Here is a 17,813-nt window from a genome sequence, read left to right as displayed (position 1 = left end):
AATAGAAATGACTGTAAAAATAGAATAAAGGGTGAGCAATATGGAATACGAAAAATGGGATGAAGTACTAGCGCCTTATGAACATGCTGTTGAAGAATTAAAGGTAAAATTTAAGAATATAAGAAAAGAATTTTTAGCAAAGGGAGAATATTCTCCTATAGAATTTGTAACAGGAAGAACTAAAAAAATTGCATCTATAATATCTAAGGCTAAAAGACTAGATATAGTTGATATAGAACAAGAAATGGAAGATATAGCTGGTATAAGAATAATGTGCCAGTTTGTTGAAGATATATTTACAATAGTGGAGCTTATAAAATCTAGAACAGATATGGATATAGTCTATGAGAAAGACTATATTGAAAACTTTAAAGATAGTGGATATAGAAGTTATCATGTAATAATAAAATATCCAATAAATTCTATAGCAGGTTCAAAAGAAATCTTATGCGAAATACAAATAAGAACTCTTGCAATGAACTTCTGGGCAACTATAGAGCACTCTTTAAAGTATAAATATGAGCACTATATACCAGAAAATTTAGCTATTAGACTTAGAAGGGCAGCAGATGCGGCGTTTTTACTAGACCAAGAGATGAGCGAAATAAGAGAAGATATTATGAAGGCTCAGGTTATGTACCAAGTTAAATCTATAACTGTTAGAGATGTATTAAATAGGATACAAGAATTATATAATGTAGGCGATACTCATAAGGCTATTTTATTCCAAAGAAGGCTTGATAAAATAGATAATGAAAAAGATATTACAGAAATCATACATCTAAAGAAAGAAATAGATGACTTGTTACAAGAATATAAAAAAACAACAAGAAAAGATTAGTTTGAGGCTTTATTAAGGCATAAATAGGGGATATCTCGTTTGATGATTTTTTATCACTAGAGACATCCCTTTCTATTTTTTAAATGAAAATATATGAATTTTACATAGATAATAATTTAAATTACTAAAATAAGAAATGTAGTACAGAAAGGAAAAGAATATGAGTTTATATGCAATAGGAGATCTACATTTTTCAAAGGCTGTAAATAAGCCCATGGATATATTCGGTGGTAACTGGGAAAATCATGAAGAAAAGATAATAAATAATTGGAAAGAAAATGTTAAAGAAGAAGATACGGTTTTAGTACTGGGAGATACTTCTTGGGGTATAAATTTAGAACAAGCTAAAGAAGATTTAGATGCTATAAATAGTCTTCCAGGAAAAAAAATATTCATAAAAGGTAACCATGATTATTGGTGGACAACTGTTACAGGTCTGAATAAATTATATGAAAATATGAATTTTTTACAAACTAATTTTTATGAATATGAAGATTATGCTGTTTGTGGTGGTAGAGGTTGGATGTGTCCTAATGATGTAAAATTTGATGAAAATGATGCAAAAATCTATAAAAGAGAAGAAAATAGATTAAGACTATCGTTACAATCAGCTCGTAAGAAAGGTTATGATAAGCTAATAGTTATAACTCACTATCCACCAACTAATGATAAACTTGAAGAATCACTATTTACAGAACTATTTGAAGAGTATAATGTAGAAAAAGTTATATATGGTCACTTACATGGAAAAGAATCATTTAAAATGGGTCTTAAAGGTGTAAGAAATGGAGTGGAGTATATACTGGCTTCTTGTGATTATATTGACTTTAAATTAATGAAAATATTAGATTAATAAATCAAAAATTGGTAAATACTATTATGTATAATGTCTGAAAAGAAAAATATGGGACAAAAATATATAAAATATCAAAAGGAGATGTTAATTAATGAGATGGATATTGGTATTTATATTTTTATATCTTATTCCCTTAATAATAGTATTTAAAAATTACAATAATTTTAAAAGGTCTTGTATATATAGTAGTATATACGTAGTTTTGGCAACTTCAATAGTTATAACAAACATATACATGAGCGGGTTAAATAAGATAGAAGAGGCGATGTACTACCAACGCTATGTAAGTGAATATATAGACAAACCTAAAGAAGATTATGATTCTAATAAAATAGAAGTTAGTGAGGATAAAGATAAAGTAAGCCAGGATACGAATAAATTAGATGAAGATGTGGTAAGCGACAATCAGAATGATAAAGTTGGTAATAAAAATGAAGAAATTACTAACAAAGAAAACATAAAAGAAACTATGTCAAACAAAACTGATATTAAAATAATAGATAGCTTTAAGGAAGATATCTATGAAATCGAAAAAATTGCATTAATGCCTATGAGAGATTGTATGCCATATACTAAAAATATAGCTGAAAATCTTAAAAAATTAGGATCTATAAGAAAAGATATAGAGTATGCGAGACAAAAGTGTAGTGAAGCTATATCGGAATATGAAAATATGGAAATACCTAAGCTTTCTACAGAAGAGTATACATATGTTTTAGATAGTGCGAGAAATGATTTAGTAAAAACCTATGAACTAAGAGAAAAGGCTATGGAAAATGCACTTAATCTTGTAGATACAAAAAATCCAAAATATATAGGTAGGGTAACAGAGTATCTAAACTTATCTGATGATCATATATCTAGCTTCAAAGATAGAATAACTGATTTAAAAGAAAACGTAACTAATAATGTTAAAAATAATGACTAATAGTATAAATTTTATTAAAGCTTGCCTTTTAGGGCAAGCTTTTTGGTATTATATACATATACTGATAGTATGAGTTTTGATTTATAATTGAACTTATGATATAATTTGTTACTATTAAGTTCAAATGGTATTATGGAGGTAGGAATGAGTAAATTAAATATTTGTATTGATATAGATGGAACAATAACAGACCCATATCATTTTGTTCCATATTTAAATGAGATATATAATAAAAATATAACACCTGAAGAATGTATAACATATTCTTGGGAAGAGTTATATGAGACAGATATGGATGATACTTTACAAAAGCTTCATGGAAGCTATATGTATTGTTATAAAGAAGCAGATGTTGTAGATGGAGCTAAAGATATAATTGGGGAATTATATGAAAGCCACAACTTATACTTTGTAACAGCAAGAAGTGAAATATTAACAGAAATAACTCGTGAATGGTTAAATGAAAAAGGATTTTCTAATATAGATGTTCACTTATTAGGAAGTGACTACAAGATAGATAAAGCTAGAGAACTAGAGTGTAATATTTTCATAGAAGATAACCCAAAGAACGCTATAGGTTTAGCAGAAGCTGGGATGATGGTTTTATTGGTAGATACTTACTACAATAAAAATATAGAGCATGAAAATATAACTAGAGTAAAAGATTGGTCACAGATAAAAAGTATTATAAAAAAATGTAGTTAACTCAGTAATTGGGGGAGGCGATCTTGTGATAGAAATAAAATTAAAAAATGGAAAAGATAAATTCCAAGTAAATAGCAAAGATATTAAGGCTATTTTAGGATTGCGTCCAGATTTTGCGTATGTACAAGATATATCTAACAGTATAAATCAAAAGGACATTATGGTATTTGATTGTCAATTATCTGATGAGGTATTTGATTTACAAGATATAGAAGAAATTTTAGAAGATGTTGATCAAGAGATAGATGAATCTTATTTTAATGTTTTGTTTGAAGATGTAAGAGCATATTTAAAAGATGCAACAGATGAAATTGAAGCTGAGATTCAAGAAGAATATAAATTTGATAATGTAAGATGCTACTTTGATGTATATAATATAGATGATAGTTTTACAGATTTTAAGTTTGTATTTGTTATTAGTTTTAAAGATATAAAGATAGCATCTCTTAAAAACTTGGCAACAATAGTTTCGAAAAGGCAATTAGTTGGCGCATCAAAATTTTATAGTTAAAAAAAGAGTCCTTAGTATTATAAAATACTAAGGACTTTTTCTTGTAAATTCAAAACGATTATAAACTTATACTATTGATTAAGCTTTGTTTATAGAACCGAATAATTCCATTTTTTCTTTAACAGTAGCTTTTATAGCTTCGAAACCTGGAGCTAAAACTTTACGAGGATCGAATCCTTTACCTTGTAAGTCTTTACCTGATTCTATATATTCACGAGTAGCTTTAGCGAATGCTAATTGACACTCAGTGTTAACATTTATCTTAGAAACACCTAAAGATATAGCTTTTTGTATCATTTCAGCTGGGATTCCAGTTCCACCGTGTAATACTAATGGCATTTCACCAGTTGTATTGTTTATAGCAGCAAGAGCATCGAAGTTTAATCCTGCCCAGTTTGCTGGATATTGACCATGTATGTTACCTATACCAGCAGCTAACATATCAACACCTAAATCAGCTATTAACTTACATTCAGCTGGATCTGCAACTTCACCAGTACCAACAACACCATCTTCTTCTCCACCTATAGAACCAACTTCAGCTTCTACAGATATTCCCTTAGCGTTTGCTATTTCAACTATTTCTTTAGTCTTAGCTATGTTTTCTTCTATAGCATAGTGAGAACCATCAAACATAACAGAAGAGAATCCTGCTTCTATTACTTTTAAAGCTCCATCATAACTACCGTGGTCTAAGTGTAGAGCAACTGGAACAGTTATTTTTAACTCTTCTATCATTCCGTTAACCATACCTACTATAGTCTTATAACCACCCATGTATTTACCAGCACCTTCAGATACCCCTAAGATAACTGGAGAATTGTTTTCTTGAGCTGTTAATAATACAGCCTTAGTCCATTCTAAGTTATTGATATTGAATTGCCCTACTGCGTATTTTCCTTCTCTAGCTTTAACTAACATCTCTTTAGCAGAAACTAACATAGTATAACCTCCATAAGTTACATTTTAAAATTTACCCATCACTTAATATTATAACTATAAAATAAAAAATGTATAGAGTAAATTGTAATAACTCTAAATTAAAAGTATAATAATATCTATAAAAGTATACGTAAACTAGAATTAGTGTTAATAATGGAAATAGTTACATAAAAATATAAAGAACAAATAGGAAGGAAGAAGAATATGCCACAAATTAAAATCAGAGGAATTCATGAAAATGAAATATGTAAAATAAGTGAAAAAATGATAGATGATTTAGTTAATGCAGTAAAATGCCCAAGAGATTATTTTGAAATAGAGTGTATAAAGTCTGTTGCCATAAGAGATGGTAAAATAGGAGACGTATATCCTTTTGTTGAAGTAGCTTGGTTTGATAGAGGACAAGAAGTACAAGATACTGTTGCTAAAATAATAACTGATAGCATAAGAAACAACTTAGATGTAGAAAGTATGGACTTAGCATTTACAGTATTTGAAAAGGAAAAATACTATGAAAATGGAGAACATTTTTAATGGCTAAAAAATTAAGAGTTGACAAACTACTTTCTAATATAGGATGTGGAAGTAGAGCAGAAATAAAAATATACTGTAAGCGTGGTATGATAACTGTAAATGGCCAAATTGTAAACAATCCAGGTCTCCAAGTTGATCCAGAAAATGATGAAGTGAAATTTGATGGAGAAGTTGTGAGATATAGGGAGTTTATATATATAATGTTAAACAAGCCAGATGGATATATATCAGCTACTTTTGATAAGCATGATCCAATAGTACTTGATTTAATAGATGATCCATCATATCTTGCTTTTGAGCCTTTCCCTGTAGGAAGACTAGATAAAGATACTGAAGGTTTATTAGTACTTACTAATGATGGTAAGCTAGCTCACAGAGTGTTATCACCAAAAAAACATGTTCCTAAAACTTATTATGCTAAAGTTGAAGGAGTAGTTACTGAAGAAGATATAGTTGCTTTTGAAAATGGTGTTACACTTGATGATGGATACGAAACAATGCCAGCACAACTTAAAATATTAAAAAGTGATGAATTATCAGAAATAGAGCTTACTATACATGAAGGTAAATTCCACCAAGTAAAAAGAATGTTTGAGAGTGTTGGAAAAAAAGTAGTATACTTAAAAAGATTGTCTATGGGTAATCTAAAATTAGATGAAACTTTAGAGTTAGGTCAATATAGAGAGCTTACAGAAGAAGAAGTTAAGCAAATAGAAGAAAGATAGAAAATTTATCTTAAATATCGAGCGGAGGAAATATTAGTGAAGAAAAAAGATATAATAGAATTTGAAATCGATAAAATGGAGTTTGGTGGAACTACTGTTAGTATGTATGGAAACCGAGAAATCCATATGAAGGGCGGAATAACTGGGCAAAAAGTAAAAGCTGCAGTTAAAAGAACAAGAAGCGGTAAAGCAGATGTAAAAATGATAGAATTACTAGAAAATTCTCCTATAGAAACACAAACACCATGTAAGCACTTTAATCAATGTGGTGGATGCAGTATGCTATCAGTACCATACGAAAAACAATTAGAAATAAAAGAAAAGCAAGTAATGGATTTATTCTTAAATCAAGATATATTTGGATTTACTTTTGAAGGAATAGAAGGAAGTCCTCAAGATACATTATACAGAAATAAAATGGAGTATACTTTCGGAGACGAAATGAAAGATGGTCCTTTAACATTAGGTCTTCATAAAAAAGGAAGACATATAGATATATTAACAGTTGATGGCTGTTTCTTAGTAGACCAAGACTTTATAAAAGTATTAACTTCAACTGTTGAATACTTCAATGAAAAAGAATTACCTTACTATAGAACAGTTAACCACAAAGGATACTTAAGAAACTTAGTAGTTAGAAAAGGTATAAACACTAAAGAACTTATGGTTAACATAGTTACTTCTTCTCAAGTTGATTTTGACATGACTGAGTACAAAGAGATGTTATTAAATCTTGGTACAGAAGCAGAAGTAGTAAGTATATTACACACTATAAATGATGGTCTTGCAGATGCTGTAAACTGTGATGAACTTAGAGTATTACATGGAAGAGATTATATAAATGAAGAGTTATTAGGACTTAAGTTTACTATATCTCCATTCTCATTCTTCCAAACTAACACTAAGGGTGCAGAAAAACTTTACTCTATAGCAAGAGAGTTTGTAGGGGAACATAGTGGTAAAGTAGTATTTGACTTATATAGTGGAACAGGAACTATAGGTCAAGTAATGGCTGGTGCTGCTAAAAAAGTATATGGTATAGAACTAATAGAAGAAGCTGTTGTGGCTGCAAACAACAACGCAAAACTAAATGGATTAACTAACTGTGAATTTATAGCTGGTGACGTTTCTAAGACGGTTAAGGATTTAAAAGAAAAGCCAGATTTAATAATAGTAGACCCGCCAAGACCAGGAGTTCATAAGGATGCTATAAGAGATATATCTAATTTTGGATCTAAAGAAATAATATATATATCTTGTAATCCTAAGACTTTAGTTCTAGACTTAGTAGAATTTAAAAAGTATGGTTATGAAGTGGAAAAAGTTAAGTGTATGGATATGTTCCCTAATACACCTCATGTTGAAACTATAGTAAAAATAGTAAAAAAATAGTAAATTAATATAAAGATTTTATATTATAGCTAACTTCGGTAATTTTACTATTTAGCTAAAAAGAAAAATACAAAAAGTAACTAATTTTAAAATTGAGAATAATATGTAGCATGTAGTAATAATTAATCATATGAGTATTTTAATAAATATACTTTTAACTATTGGATTTTAAGTTAAATCAAAAAAGACAAGATTTGAAAAAATCTTGTCTTTTATAAATGTATAGAAAAATATAAAGTTAAAAAAATAACGATAATTATTAGTAATCAACCGATTAATAACAATTATAACTAAAACTTAAAAGCATTATTTCTTTATTATGAGTATTAAAAAGCATTTCTTCGATTTCTTTGCAAGACATTTCTCTTTCTAATTCTAAAGATTCTTCAACATTGTAATTACAAGTGTCACCTAATATTTTATATTTTAGGTATATATTATTCTGATTCATTTGACTGCCCCCTTGTGATTGTTTTTATTGCCGGTTAACTTACTTGTTATTATTATAACATAAAACACTAAGTTGTGATATTTTTTTAACAATGTTTATTGTATACTTTTGCATAAAAATAAATAAAACTCAAAAAATATAAGATGAACTATATTTAGGAGGAAATTCATATGAACTCTATGAAAAAATTAATTAAGCCAATAGCGTTCTTTATTATATTATTATTTTTAATATCAATTGGAAAACAAGATAGTTTTATAAAAATAGGAGATTTTTTACAAGCTAACTTATACCAAGGTTTAAGGACAGTAAAAATAACTGAAGATAAATATAAAATTAAAGATAAAAATGTATCAATATCTGTTAAAATGCCTGAAATACATTATGATAACAGAGAAGTAGAGAGATATATTAATACATATATTAGAACTAACATTAATAAATTTATTAACAATCAAAGACAATTGGGTGATATATCCACTGATGAGGAAAAATATGATGTATCGATAAATTACCATGTAGCATTTGAAAATACGGATGTAATAAATATTGTTATATATAAAAATATTAGCCAAGGAAAAAGTAATATGAAGTTTGAGAAAGAAAGCTATGTTTTTGATTTGAAAACAGGTCAAAGAATATATTTAGATAATTTTTTAAAGGATAATGATGATTATCAAGCTGTTATCAAAGAATATATAGAGAAATACATCGTAAAAAATAAATTAAATATTGATAAAAGTAAAATTATTATAAATAAGTACACACATTACATAATAACGGATGGAGGGATGAATATATATTTTAATCCATACAAACAAAGTGGAGATAATATAAATTATGAATTTAAAATACCTTATAACGTTTTTAAAAATAAAATAAGAATAATTGAGACAAATGATATAGTAGCTAATGTTGATACTCAAACCATAACTGAAAATAGTAAGTATATTAATAGCATTATAAATATACCTATTATAATTACACAAAATAAGGATATAGAAAAATCTATTAACGATAAGATTAGAAATGACATAATGGATTTTTATCATAATTCTCAAAAAGAAGCAGAAGATTATTTTCATTCAGATCCTGAAAGTCAAAATAAATTTGTAATAAATGCAGATTTTGAAGTTAAAAAAAATAGTGATCATATGCTTAGTATAATGGTTGAATATTATAAATACAGTGGAGGAGCACACGGTTATTATGAAGATATATCTTATAATATAGATATGAACAATGGAGAAAATCTGAAGCTTCAAGATTTATTTAAAGAAAATATTGATTATAAGTCCGTAATAGACAGAGAAATAAGACATCAAATAGAAGAAATTGCAAAAAAAGATCCACAATATGAGGGAATATATGAATTTAATGGAATTCAAGATAATCCAAAATTTTATATTCAGGATGATAATTTAGTTATTTATTTTGACTTATATGAAATAGCCCCTTATCCAGCGGGGATACCTGAGTTTCCAATAAATATTAAAATAATAAATCACATACTAAAAGATAAGTATTTGGAAATATTTAAATAAATTAAAAGAGTATGGCATCTATTAATACCATACTCTTTTATATATTTGATCTAAACAATACTTATATAATTGGATTTAGTGATGCTATTTTAGTAACGGCAACATAGACTCTAGAGATTTCGTACCAAGTTTTAAAATCTACTACACCAGATTTAGGTAAACCAAAGATACCTTGGAAAGTTTTAACGGATTCTGCAGTACTATCACCGTATATACCATCTTCTTTAACTTTAGGGATAGCAGGATAAGATCTAGCTATTGCATTAAGCTGATTTTGTATTGTTTTAACATACTTTCCAGATGAACCAACTTGTAAAGAATCTCCAGGATAAGATACAGGAACACCGCTAACTACAGGAGCTTTTTCAAATATTATTTCGCTTCCGTAGAAGTATTTAAGTATTTGTTCAAAATCTTTTCCTTGATCTCCTAAATCTTTGCTACCCCATTGAGTCATTTGATTAGGGCACTGAGATTTTTTACCGTCGCAATATTGTGCCAATAATGGCTGTCTTGATGTAGGAGGTCTTTTTATAAATGTATTAAAAATATCATCTACGATAACACTTATTGTATCGAAAAAATTTCTGTTTTTAATAAATTTATGATCATAGTTTGTAGTAGATGTAATAGTGAAATTATAGCCTTTATTTCTATACCATTCTGTAAACACTCTGTTTAAAGTAAAAGAAATAATAGCTATTACATTAGCGTAGATAGTCTGAGTCGGCCAAGTTGAATATATTTCTGATGAGGCTACATTTTTAATATAGTCTTTAAATGGTATCCAGTAATTTGCTGCGCTAGTGTTTTCAGGAAGGCCATCATGGACTACTATAAATTCTGGAACAACAGGATTATCTAATACAACAAATCCTGTTGGTGGTGGTAATGGCTTTAAATCGCTTTCTGGTATTTTAGGTGGATATGTTCCGTAAAGTGTGTTATCCCCAATATCAAATACTTCCTCATTTTGTCTAGAATACGAGTTTCTACTTCTCGTCTTAGGAGCTAGAGGAACACCTTGTCTAGACTCAATAGTAGGGAATAATTGAGTACCATTGATAACCATTGTTTCATAGCCGTCAATTATTGCTTCTACAGTGTATTGACTATAAGGTCTTACATCGGATGGTTGTTGTGAAAAAATAATATCTGGAGCTGGCAAAGTTAACCCAACTACTTGACCGGACTCATTAGACGTTAAGTTTTGATATAACGCGGCAGAGCTTTTACCAGGTTCGGCAGTAGAATATACATTTATAGTTGCTCCTTTTAAAGGCCTATTTGTTGTAGCATCAGTTACACTAACTGTTAAGAAACCATCTTGCATACAATCACCCTTTCTTTGGCTAATTTAAGGCAGAGCTATACAATATACTATGAATATACGTCTTATTTTGTGAAGGTAAATGGAAATAATATATATTGAAAATATTTAGAAGGGAATTTGAATTTATGAAATATCACTTATTAATATTAGCAATAGCTCCTTCTGTAGCATTCATTCTGTGGATATATCTAAAAGATAGATACGAAAGAGAACCAATGATTGTATTAGCAAAGTTTTTCTTTTTAGGTGTAGCAACTAGTATAATTGGTATTTTAGTTGAAAGCGTTTTAATAAAGGTAAATATTTGGAGTGGATACTCATACTTGATATATATATCTTTTGTAGTTGCAGCGCTAACTGAAGAAGGATTGAAAGCTATTGTTTTAATACCGTTTTTATTAAGAGAAAAAAACTTTAATGAAAAGTTAGATGGAATAATATATTCAATATTTTTATCATTAGGTTTTGCAACTGTAGAAAATATCATATACGTAATATATGATAATACACCTCAAGCTTTTGAAATAGGTTTAACACGAGGAATTATATCTATACCTGCACATATTATGTTTGCTATTACAATGGGATATTATATATCTAAATATAAATTTAGCACTGAGAAAATCAAAAAAAGAGAATATTTAATTATGTCTGTTTTAGTGCCTATAATTTTACATGGAATATTTGACTTTATTTTGATGATAAAATATAAATGGACTATTTATATATTTATTATATATATAATTTTTTTGTGGAAAATAAACTTAGACAAATTAGATTATTATATAGCTAATTCTAAAATGTGGTTTATAAAAAGAAACAGAAACAAGCGTCACAAATAACAATATATTGCAAGGAGACTAGTTATGAGTACTTTAAATAAAAATCAGGAATATGTAATATACAGATTTTTACAAAGATATGATTATGATGCCGTAATAGAAATATTAAAAGAAGCTGGTATAGAAGATGGGGATTTATACTTACTAATGGAATCATGCAAGTATGCAATAAACTTTGATTTTAAAAAATCACTAGGTATGATTGAAAAAATGAGCAGCCAGATGTTAACAAGAAGAGAAATTCAAAAATTAATGACTAATTTAAATCATATGATAGAAGGAGAACCGGAAGACGTATTATCTGAGTTAATTGAAAATATGAAAATACAAATTGTTAATGAAGAGTATATAGATTTTCTAGGTAGACTATATAGATTGAAAGAAGCATTATTTAAATATATATTTGTAAATACAAAAGAATCAAAAAACTATAAGGTATCAATGCATGGTCATATGGTATCTAAGAAAAATATTTTATATACATTGAAAAAGAAGTATAATATATATAATGGTAATTTAATCCACGGGGTAACTCAATATATTAATAGACATGTAAAAAAGACTAAGAGAATGGAAAAAGTTATGGAGATTCTAAATGGAGAGAAATTAGAGAATCTAATAAAACTTAGAAATGATAGTCCTGTAGGTCATGGATTTAAAGGTGTAAGTAAAGAGGATATTGAAGATATATATGGAAATCCTATGGAGGTAACAAAAGACTTAGTAAAAGTATGTGAGTTACTAGATTTAGGAATTAATATGAATAAATATGACCATATAAATGAAATCGCTATACAATTAATCGGAAGTTACACGAATTACTAAATAATATATTATTAAATATATTGGAGAAGGAGATATAGGGTGAGCAATAAATTGAAGAAAGAATTAATTGAGTGGGTTAAGATTATAGCGACAGCCTTAATATTTGCATTTATAATAACTCAGTTTATTAAACCTACCTTAGTAAGAGGGGAATCGATGTATCCAACATTAGAAGAAAATGACTACTTAATAGTAAATAGAATGTCTTATAAAGTTGGGGAACCAAAGTTAGGTGATATAATAGTATTTAAGACTAACTTAAAGCAAGATAATGGTGAGAAAAAAGATTTAGTTAAAAGGGTAATAGCAGTAGAAGGTGATAAGATTAAAATAGAAAATTCAAATGTATATCTTAATGAGGAACTTTTAGATGAGTCATATATACATGATGAATACACAGAGGGGTATATTGATATGACTATCCCTGAAAATAAAGTTTTCGCAATGGGAGATAATAGGGAAGAAAGTTTGGATAGTAGGTATGAAGAAGTAGGTTTGGTGGATGAAAAAGATATTATGGGAAGAGTTATTATAAGGTTATTCCCTTTTAATGAAATAGGAAAAATAGACTAATTATATGGATAGCAAAAGGAGAGAAATTAAGTGAGTAATAAGTGGAAAAGTGAAATATTAGAATGGGTTAAAACTATCGCAGTTGCAATTGTTCTTGCATTTGTAATAACTCAGTTTATAAGACCTACTATAGTAAATGGTCAATCTATGTATCCAACATTAGATCATAATGATTATTTAATAATAAATAGGATGGCATATAAATTTGGGGAACCGAGTAAAGGGGACATCATTGTATTTAGCACAAATCTAAAACAAGAAAATGGCGAAAATAAAGATTTAGTTAAGAGAGTAATAGCAGTAGAAGGTGATCACCTTAAAATAGAAAATTCGAATGTATATATAAATGGTGAATTAATAGATGAACCATATATACATGAGAATTATACAGAAGGATTTGTAGATATGACAATACCTGAAGATATGATCTTTGCTATGGGTGACAATAGAGAAAATAGTAAAGATAGTAGAATGTCAGATGTAGGATTAGTACCAGAAGACCATGTTATGGGAAAAGTAATGGTTAGATTATTCCCATTCAATAAAATAGGTACTGTAAAATAGGTGATACTATGAATATAGGTATTCCTACCTTATTATTTAATATAGAAGAAGCCCTAAAGCTTTGTAAAAAAATAGATTGTATAAATCATTTAGAAATAGGAATAGATAATATTGATGACTGTAATAAACTATATAAATATAAAGAAGAAATATGCAATTTAAATTTAAGCATTGGTATCCATTTGCCATTAGAACTTAATAGTTGCGAAAATGTAGAATACATAAGGAAATCATGGATTTCTTTCATTAAAGAAGTAAATAATGAATTAAAAGAATTTAATATTAAATACTATAATATGCATTTAGGTTATATTATGACCAATAGATTGAATTCTAATAGACAAAAGTACTTAAAAAATAGTATTAAATTTTTTGATGATATAAAAATTGATACAGATATATTTATAGAAAATGTATATTGCAAAAAAGGTAATTTTTCTAATATAGGAAATAAATCTTCAGATTTTGAGTATATATTTAATGAGAGTCAAAAAAATAATTTATATTTTTGCTATGATAGTGGGCATAATTTAATTGATAAGGATGATTATTTATCAAAACTAAAAGAAAAAATAAGTTTAGTTCACTTAAGTGATAACGATGGAATAGAAGATATACATATAGGAATTGGAAAAGGTATATTATCTAATTTCCATATAGAAGAAATACTGAGATTGAATCCAAAGTATTTAGTTTTGGAAATTTGTTATGAACATATTGAAGACAGCATAAAAACAATAAAACAGATAGTAGGAGAGGTATAAATACCTCTTTTTCCTATATCTAGGGGAAGGAGAGCAATATGAAAGTTTTAAATTTAAACGTTAATAATCAAATAAAACAATTTAATATTCAAGATGATTCTGTAGGTATAAAACTTAATGATATAGCAAAAGAAGTTGAAAATAACTATAAAGGTTATATAACTCTTGGAGTTATAGATAATAAACTGAGAGAACTAAGCTATAGTGTGAATAAAGATTGCGAAATAAAGTTTTTAGATACAAATAATGCAGATGGTTCAAGAGTTTATTTTAGAACTATGTCTTTTGTATTTATAATATCTTGTAAGGAGTTATTTAATAATTGTAGAGTAACAATAGAGCACTCTTTATCTAATGGTATGTACTGTGAGGTTCACAAAGAAACACCTTTAAGTGAAAAAGATATTGAAGATATAAAAGAAAAAATGACTGAAATTATTAATAGTAACCATGAAATTGAAAAAATAACTACAACTAGAGATGAAGCAATAAAGATATTTGAGAGTTACAAAATGGTTGAAAAAGCAGAGTTACTTAAATACAAAGAATATGAAGATGTTAAAATATACAAATGTAGAGGATTTATAGATCATTTCTATGGATATATGTTACCTTTTACAGGAAATATAAAAACATTTGATGTGAAGCTATATAATAAAGGTGTTATTGTTTTAGGTCCTAGTGAAGAAAATAAAAATATACCAACAAAGTTAACTCCTCAACCTAAACTATCTAGTATATATCATGAAGCAGAGCAATGGTCAAAACTTTTAGGTGTAGACAAAGTAATTACGCTTAATAAAATTATAGAAGATAATGAATATCCAGATGTAATAAGAACAGTAGAAGCACTTCATGAGAAGAAGCTTTCTCAAATAGCGGATATAGTAAAAGAAAAAGGAAAAAGAGTTATATTGATAGCAGCTCCATCTTCATCTGGAAAAACAAGTTTTGCACATAGATTATCTATACATCTTCGTGTAAATAATTTAAAACCAGTATCAATATCACTAGATGACTACTTCGTAAACAGAGAAGACACTCCCTTAGATGAATCCGGAAACTATGACTTTGAATCTATTTATGCAATAGATTTAGATAGATTTAATAGCGACTTAAAGAGATTATTAAATGGAGAAGAAATAAGTCTGCCGAAGTTTAACTTTAAGACTGGTAAAAGAGAAGAAACTAATAAAAAGTTAAAAATTAGTGATAATCAACCTATAATTTTAGAAGGTATACATGGATTAAACCCAATGTTAACTTCATCAATACCTGATGAAGATAAGTTTAAAATATATATAAGTGCTTTAACTCAGATAAACCTTGATGATCATAATAGAATACCAACTACAGATTTAAGATTAATAAGAAGAATGGTAAGAGATTATAACTTTAGAGGATATAGTGCTCAAAAAACCATATCTCAGTGGAATTCAGTACGAAGAGGAGAAAAGAAAAATATATTCCCATATCAGGAAGAAGCAGATATTATATTTAACTCTGCGTGTGTTTATGAATTATCTGTATTAAAAACATATGCAAAGCCACTTCTAGAGGCTATAACAAAAGAAGATCCGACTTATATAGAAGCTAATAGATTATTAAAGTTCTTACAGTATTTTGTTGAATTAGAGGATGTTTCTGATATACCTTCAATATCAATACTTAGAGAATTTATAGGTGGGAGTAGAATAGTAGATTAAAAGCAATCAAGTCCTGGTATTATTTTGATAACAGGACTTTTTATGTTATTATATAAACTTAAGATTAAAAAAGAAGTTTAGGAGGTACATATGGAAAAAATATTAGATGAAATGTTAGATGAAATATTATTAGCCAATAGAAAATACACTAATTACGGACAGGTTGCTAGTTATATACCGGAACTTAAGAATGCATCTAGAAGTGATTTAGGATTATGTATAATAGATAAAGATAATAATGTATATAAAGCTGGAGATTGCGATAAGAAGTTTACTATACAAAGTATTTCTAAGGTAGTAACTCTTGCTATGGCATTAATGGATAATGACTTAGGATATGTGTTTTCAAAAGTAGGAATGGAGCCTAGTGGTGATCCATTTAACTCAATAATGAAGTTAGAGACTAATGATACAAAAAGACCATCTAATCCAATGATTAATGCTGGAGCTATTGTTACTACATCTTTAATAAAAGGAAATAGCTTAGAAGAAAAAGAAGAAAGAATGTTAAAGTTCTTTAGAAGATTAGCTAAAAATGATAACCTAGGATTTAACTATGATGTATATAAATCAGAAAAATTAACTGGTGATAGAAATAGAGCTATGGCTTATTTATTAAAGAATGATGGATTTATAGATGGGAACGTTGAAGAGGTTTTAGATTTATACTTTAAACAATGTTCTATAGAGGTAGATGCTGTTGATTTAGCAAGAATGGGAATAAATCTTGCAACTTATGGGGTTGATATAGAAAACGGAGAAAGATTAATAGATGAAAGAGTAACTAGAATTATTAAGACATTTATGATAACTTGTGGTATGTATGATGCTTCTGGAGAATTTGCTATAAAAGTTGGAATACCAGCTAAATCAGGGGTTGGAGGAGGTATAATGGCCTCTGTTCCTAATAAAATGGGAATAGGTCTTTATGGTCCTGCTCTAGATAAAAAAGGTAACAGTATAGCTGGTCTTAAGATTCTAGAAGACCTATCAAATAAATTTGAACTGAATATTTTCTAAAGATGTGTTAAATTTATTTTAAATTATAGAATTTTTTGACAATTAAACATACTTCATATATAATTGAATTATAATAAATTAAATTTTTTTTAGGGGTTGAGGGAATGAAAGAAGTACTTGTACTAAGAGATTTAGAATGTATTAAAGCTATAGCGCACCCTCGAAGAATAGATATTTTAAAGACATTTGACAAATTACCATTGTCAGCAAAACAATTGTCTCAATTATTAGATGAACCACATGCAAAAATTAACTATCACATTAAAACTTTATATAAAGTGGGGATTTTAGAATTAGTTGAGGAAAAAATCAAATCTGGAATTGTTGAAAAGTATTATTATCCAAGTGCTAAGAATATAGTGATTGGAAAAAAAGTGCTTAATTTTTCATTAGACAATGAAGGAGAAAAAGAAGAGTTATGTATATCTAAATTTGAGGATATGAGTGAGTTATTTTATAAGGCTGCTGAAGACGAAATATTAGATAGTGAGAATATTATAGAATATCATAATATTTGCTTTAGTCATGATGAGATTAAAGAATTAAATGATACTATAAAATCTAAAATCGACCAGCTTTTAAATAACCGAGATCGTGAAGAAGATAGAAAATACAATATTAATATTGTTGCTATTCCGCTAGCAGAGGGTGAATGCTTAGAGGAGTATACAGTATAATAAGTATCAACATTGTTGATACTTATTTTTTTTGGGTATAATTAAATTATAAGATATTAATAGGACATTATTAGGAGGAA

The 17,813-nt window shown here is 27.9% G+C and carries 20 protein-coding genes; 17 read left to right on the top strand and 3 right to left on the bottom strand.

The window, feature by feature from the left end; genetic code table 11:
- Positions 1-40: 40 nt before the first annotated feature.
- The 5 genes from ACI48P_RS17990 (at position 41) to ACI48P_RS17970 (ending at position 3,841) form a co-directional block, all read left to right on the top strand.
- On the top strand, positions 41-841 hold the full coding sequence (locus tag ACI48P_RS17990; protein ID WP_475218301.1) for a GTP pyrophosphokinase: 801 nt from the start codon (positions 41-43) through the stop codon (positions 839-841).
- 160 nt (positions 842-1,001) lie between these two features.
- Complete coding sequence (locus tag ACI48P_RS17985; protein ID WP_475218300.1) at positions 1,002-1,694, top strand: metallophosphoesterase; 693 nt, start codon at positions 1,002-1,004, stop codon at positions 1,692-1,694.
- A 94-nt stretch (positions 1,695-1,788) separates the two neighbouring features.
- Positions 1,789-2,625, top strand: coding sequence for a hypothetical protein (locus tag ACI48P_RS17980; RefSeq protein ID WP_475218298.1), 837 nt, complete (start codon positions 1,789-1,791; stop codon positions 2,623-2,625).
- Between the two features lie 144 nt (positions 2,626-2,769).
- Complete coding sequence (locus tag ACI48P_RS17975) at positions 2,770-3,330, top strand: 5' nucleotidase, NT5C type (RefSeq protein WP_475218296.1); 561 nt, start codon at positions 2,770-2,772, stop codon at positions 3,328-3,330.
- A gap of 25 nt (positions 3,331-3,355) precedes the next feature.
- Positions 3,356-3,841 (top strand): hypothetical protein, encoded by a 486-nt coding sequence (locus ACI48P_RS17970; protein WP_475218294.1) that lies wholly within the window; start codon positions 3,356-3,358, stop codon positions 3,839-3,841.
- Positions 3,842-3,919: 78 nt separating this feature from the next.
- Here the strand turns inward: ACI48P_RS17970 and fba are convergent, their stop codons facing one another.
- The gene (fba, locus tag ACI48P_RS17965) at positions 3,920-4,783 is read right to left on the bottom strand and encodes a class II fructose-1,6-bisphosphate aldolase (RefSeq protein WP_475218292.1); all 864 of its coding nucleotides are present in this window, start codon (positions 4,781-4,783) and stop codon (positions 3,920-3,922) included.
- A 204-nt stretch (positions 4,784-4,987) separates the two neighbouring features.
- Between fba and ACI48P_RS17960 the strand changes: the two genes are divergently transcribed.
- Genes ACI48P_RS17960 through rlmD form a run of 3 tightly spaced genes read left to right on the top strand, consistent with a single transcriptional unit; the run spans position 4,988 to position 7,434 of the window.
- The gene (locus tag ACI48P_RS17960) at positions 4,988-5,317 is read left to right on the top strand and encodes a DUF1904 domain-containing protein (protein ID WP_475218290.1); all 330 of its coding nucleotides are present in this window, start codon (positions 4,988-4,990) and stop codon (positions 5,315-5,317) included.
- Complete coding sequence (locus tag ACI48P_RS17955; protein WP_475218288.1) at positions 5,317-6,042, top strand: pseudouridine synthase; 726 nt, start codon at positions 5,317-5,319, stop codon at positions 6,040-6,042. Before ACI48P_RS17960 ends, ACI48P_RS17955 begins: the two co-directional genes overlap by 1 nt.
- A 36-nt stretch (positions 6,043-6,078) precedes the next feature.
- Positions 6,079-7,434: a 23S rRNA (uracil(1939)-C(5))-methyltransferase RlmD gene (gene rlmD, locus ACI48P_RS17950; protein ID WP_475218286.1), complete on the top strand. Its 1,356-nt coding sequence runs from the start codon at positions 6,079-6,081 to the stop codon at positions 7,432-7,434.
- A gap of 274 nt (positions 7,435-7,708) precedes the next feature.
- Here rlmD and ACI48P_RS17945 read toward each other — a convergent pair whose 3' ends face one another.
- Positions 7,709-7,885, bottom strand: coding sequence for a hypothetical protein (locus ACI48P_RS17945; protein ID WP_475218284.1), 177 nt, complete (start codon positions 7,883-7,885; stop codon positions 7,709-7,711).
- A gap of 170 nt (positions 7,886-8,055) precedes the next feature.
- On the opposite strand from ACI48P_RS17945, the gene ACI48P_RS17940 reads away from it, so the two are divergent.
- Entirely contained in the window at positions 8,056-9,429 is a 1,374-nt protein-coding gene (locus tag ACI48P_RS17940; RefSeq protein WP_475218282.1) for a PdaC/SigV domain-containing protein, read from the top strand.
- Between the two features lie 61 nt (positions 9,430-9,490).
- Here the strand turns inward: ACI48P_RS17940 and sleC are convergent, their stop codons facing one another.
- The gene (gene sleC / locus ACI48P_RS17935; protein WP_475218280.1) at positions 9,491-10,762 is read right to left on the bottom strand and encodes a spore cortex-lytic germination protein SleC; all 1,272 of its coding nucleotides are present in this window, start codon (positions 10,760-10,762) and stop codon (positions 9,491-9,493) included.
- A 125-nt stretch (positions 10,763-10,887) separates the two neighbouring features.
- Between sleC and ACI48P_RS17930 the strand changes: the two genes are divergently transcribed.
- From ACI48P_RS17930 to ACI48P_RS17895, 8 genes are all read left to right on the top strand, one after another.
- The gene (locus tag ACI48P_RS17930) at positions 10,888-11,604 is read left to right on the top strand and encodes a PrsW family intramembrane metalloprotease (protein ID WP_475218278.1); all 717 of its coding nucleotides are present in this window, start codon (positions 10,888-10,890) and stop codon (positions 11,602-11,604) included.
- Between the two features lie 24 nt (positions 11,605-11,628).
- On the top strand, positions 11,629-12,429 hold the full coding sequence (locus ACI48P_RS17925) for a hypothetical protein (RefSeq protein ID WP_475218276.1): 801 nt from the start codon (positions 11,629-11,631) through the stop codon (positions 12,427-12,429).
- Positions 12,430-12,468: 39 nt separating this feature from the next.
- The gene (gene lepB, locus ACI48P_RS17920; RefSeq protein WP_475218274.1) at positions 12,469-13,002 is read left to right on the top strand and encodes a signal peptidase I; all 534 of its coding nucleotides are present in this window, start codon (positions 12,469-12,471) and stop codon (positions 13,000-13,002) included.
- 30 nt (positions 13,003-13,032) lie between these two features.
- A complete protein-coding gene (gene lepB / locus ACI48P_RS17915) occupies positions 13,033-13,566 on the top strand; it encodes a signal peptidase I (RefSeq protein WP_475218273.1) in 534 nt (177 codons plus the stop codon).
- An 8-nt stretch (positions 13,567-13,574) separates the two neighbouring features.
- Entirely contained in the window at positions 13,575-14,330 is a 756-nt protein-coding gene (locus ACI48P_RS17910) for a sugar phosphate isomerase/epimerase family protein (protein ID WP_475218271.1), read from the top strand.
- A gap of 38 nt (positions 14,331-14,368) precedes the next feature.
- Complete coding sequence (locus ACI48P_RS17905) at positions 14,369-16,036, top strand: uridine kinase family protein (protein WP_475218269.1); 1,668 nt, start codon at positions 14,369-14,371, stop codon at positions 16,034-16,036.
- A 90-nt stretch (positions 16,037-16,126) separates the two neighbouring features.
- The gene (gene glsA, locus ACI48P_RS17900) at positions 16,127-17,056 is read left to right on the top strand and encodes a glutaminase A (protein WP_475218267.1); all 930 of its coding nucleotides are present in this window, start codon (positions 16,127-16,129) and stop codon (positions 17,054-17,056) included.
- A gap of 104 nt (positions 17,057-17,160) precedes the next feature.
- Complete coding sequence (locus tag ACI48P_RS17895; protein WP_475218265.1) at positions 17,161-17,733, top strand: ArsR/SmtB family transcription factor; 573 nt, start codon at positions 17,161-17,163, stop codon at positions 17,731-17,733.
- Positions 17,734-17,813: the final 80 nt, after the last annotated feature.

The sequence above is a fragment of the Romboutsia sp. LXY-2 genome, assembly GCF_056171995.1.
This window is presented reverse-complemented; position numbering and strand designations above follow the sequence as displayed.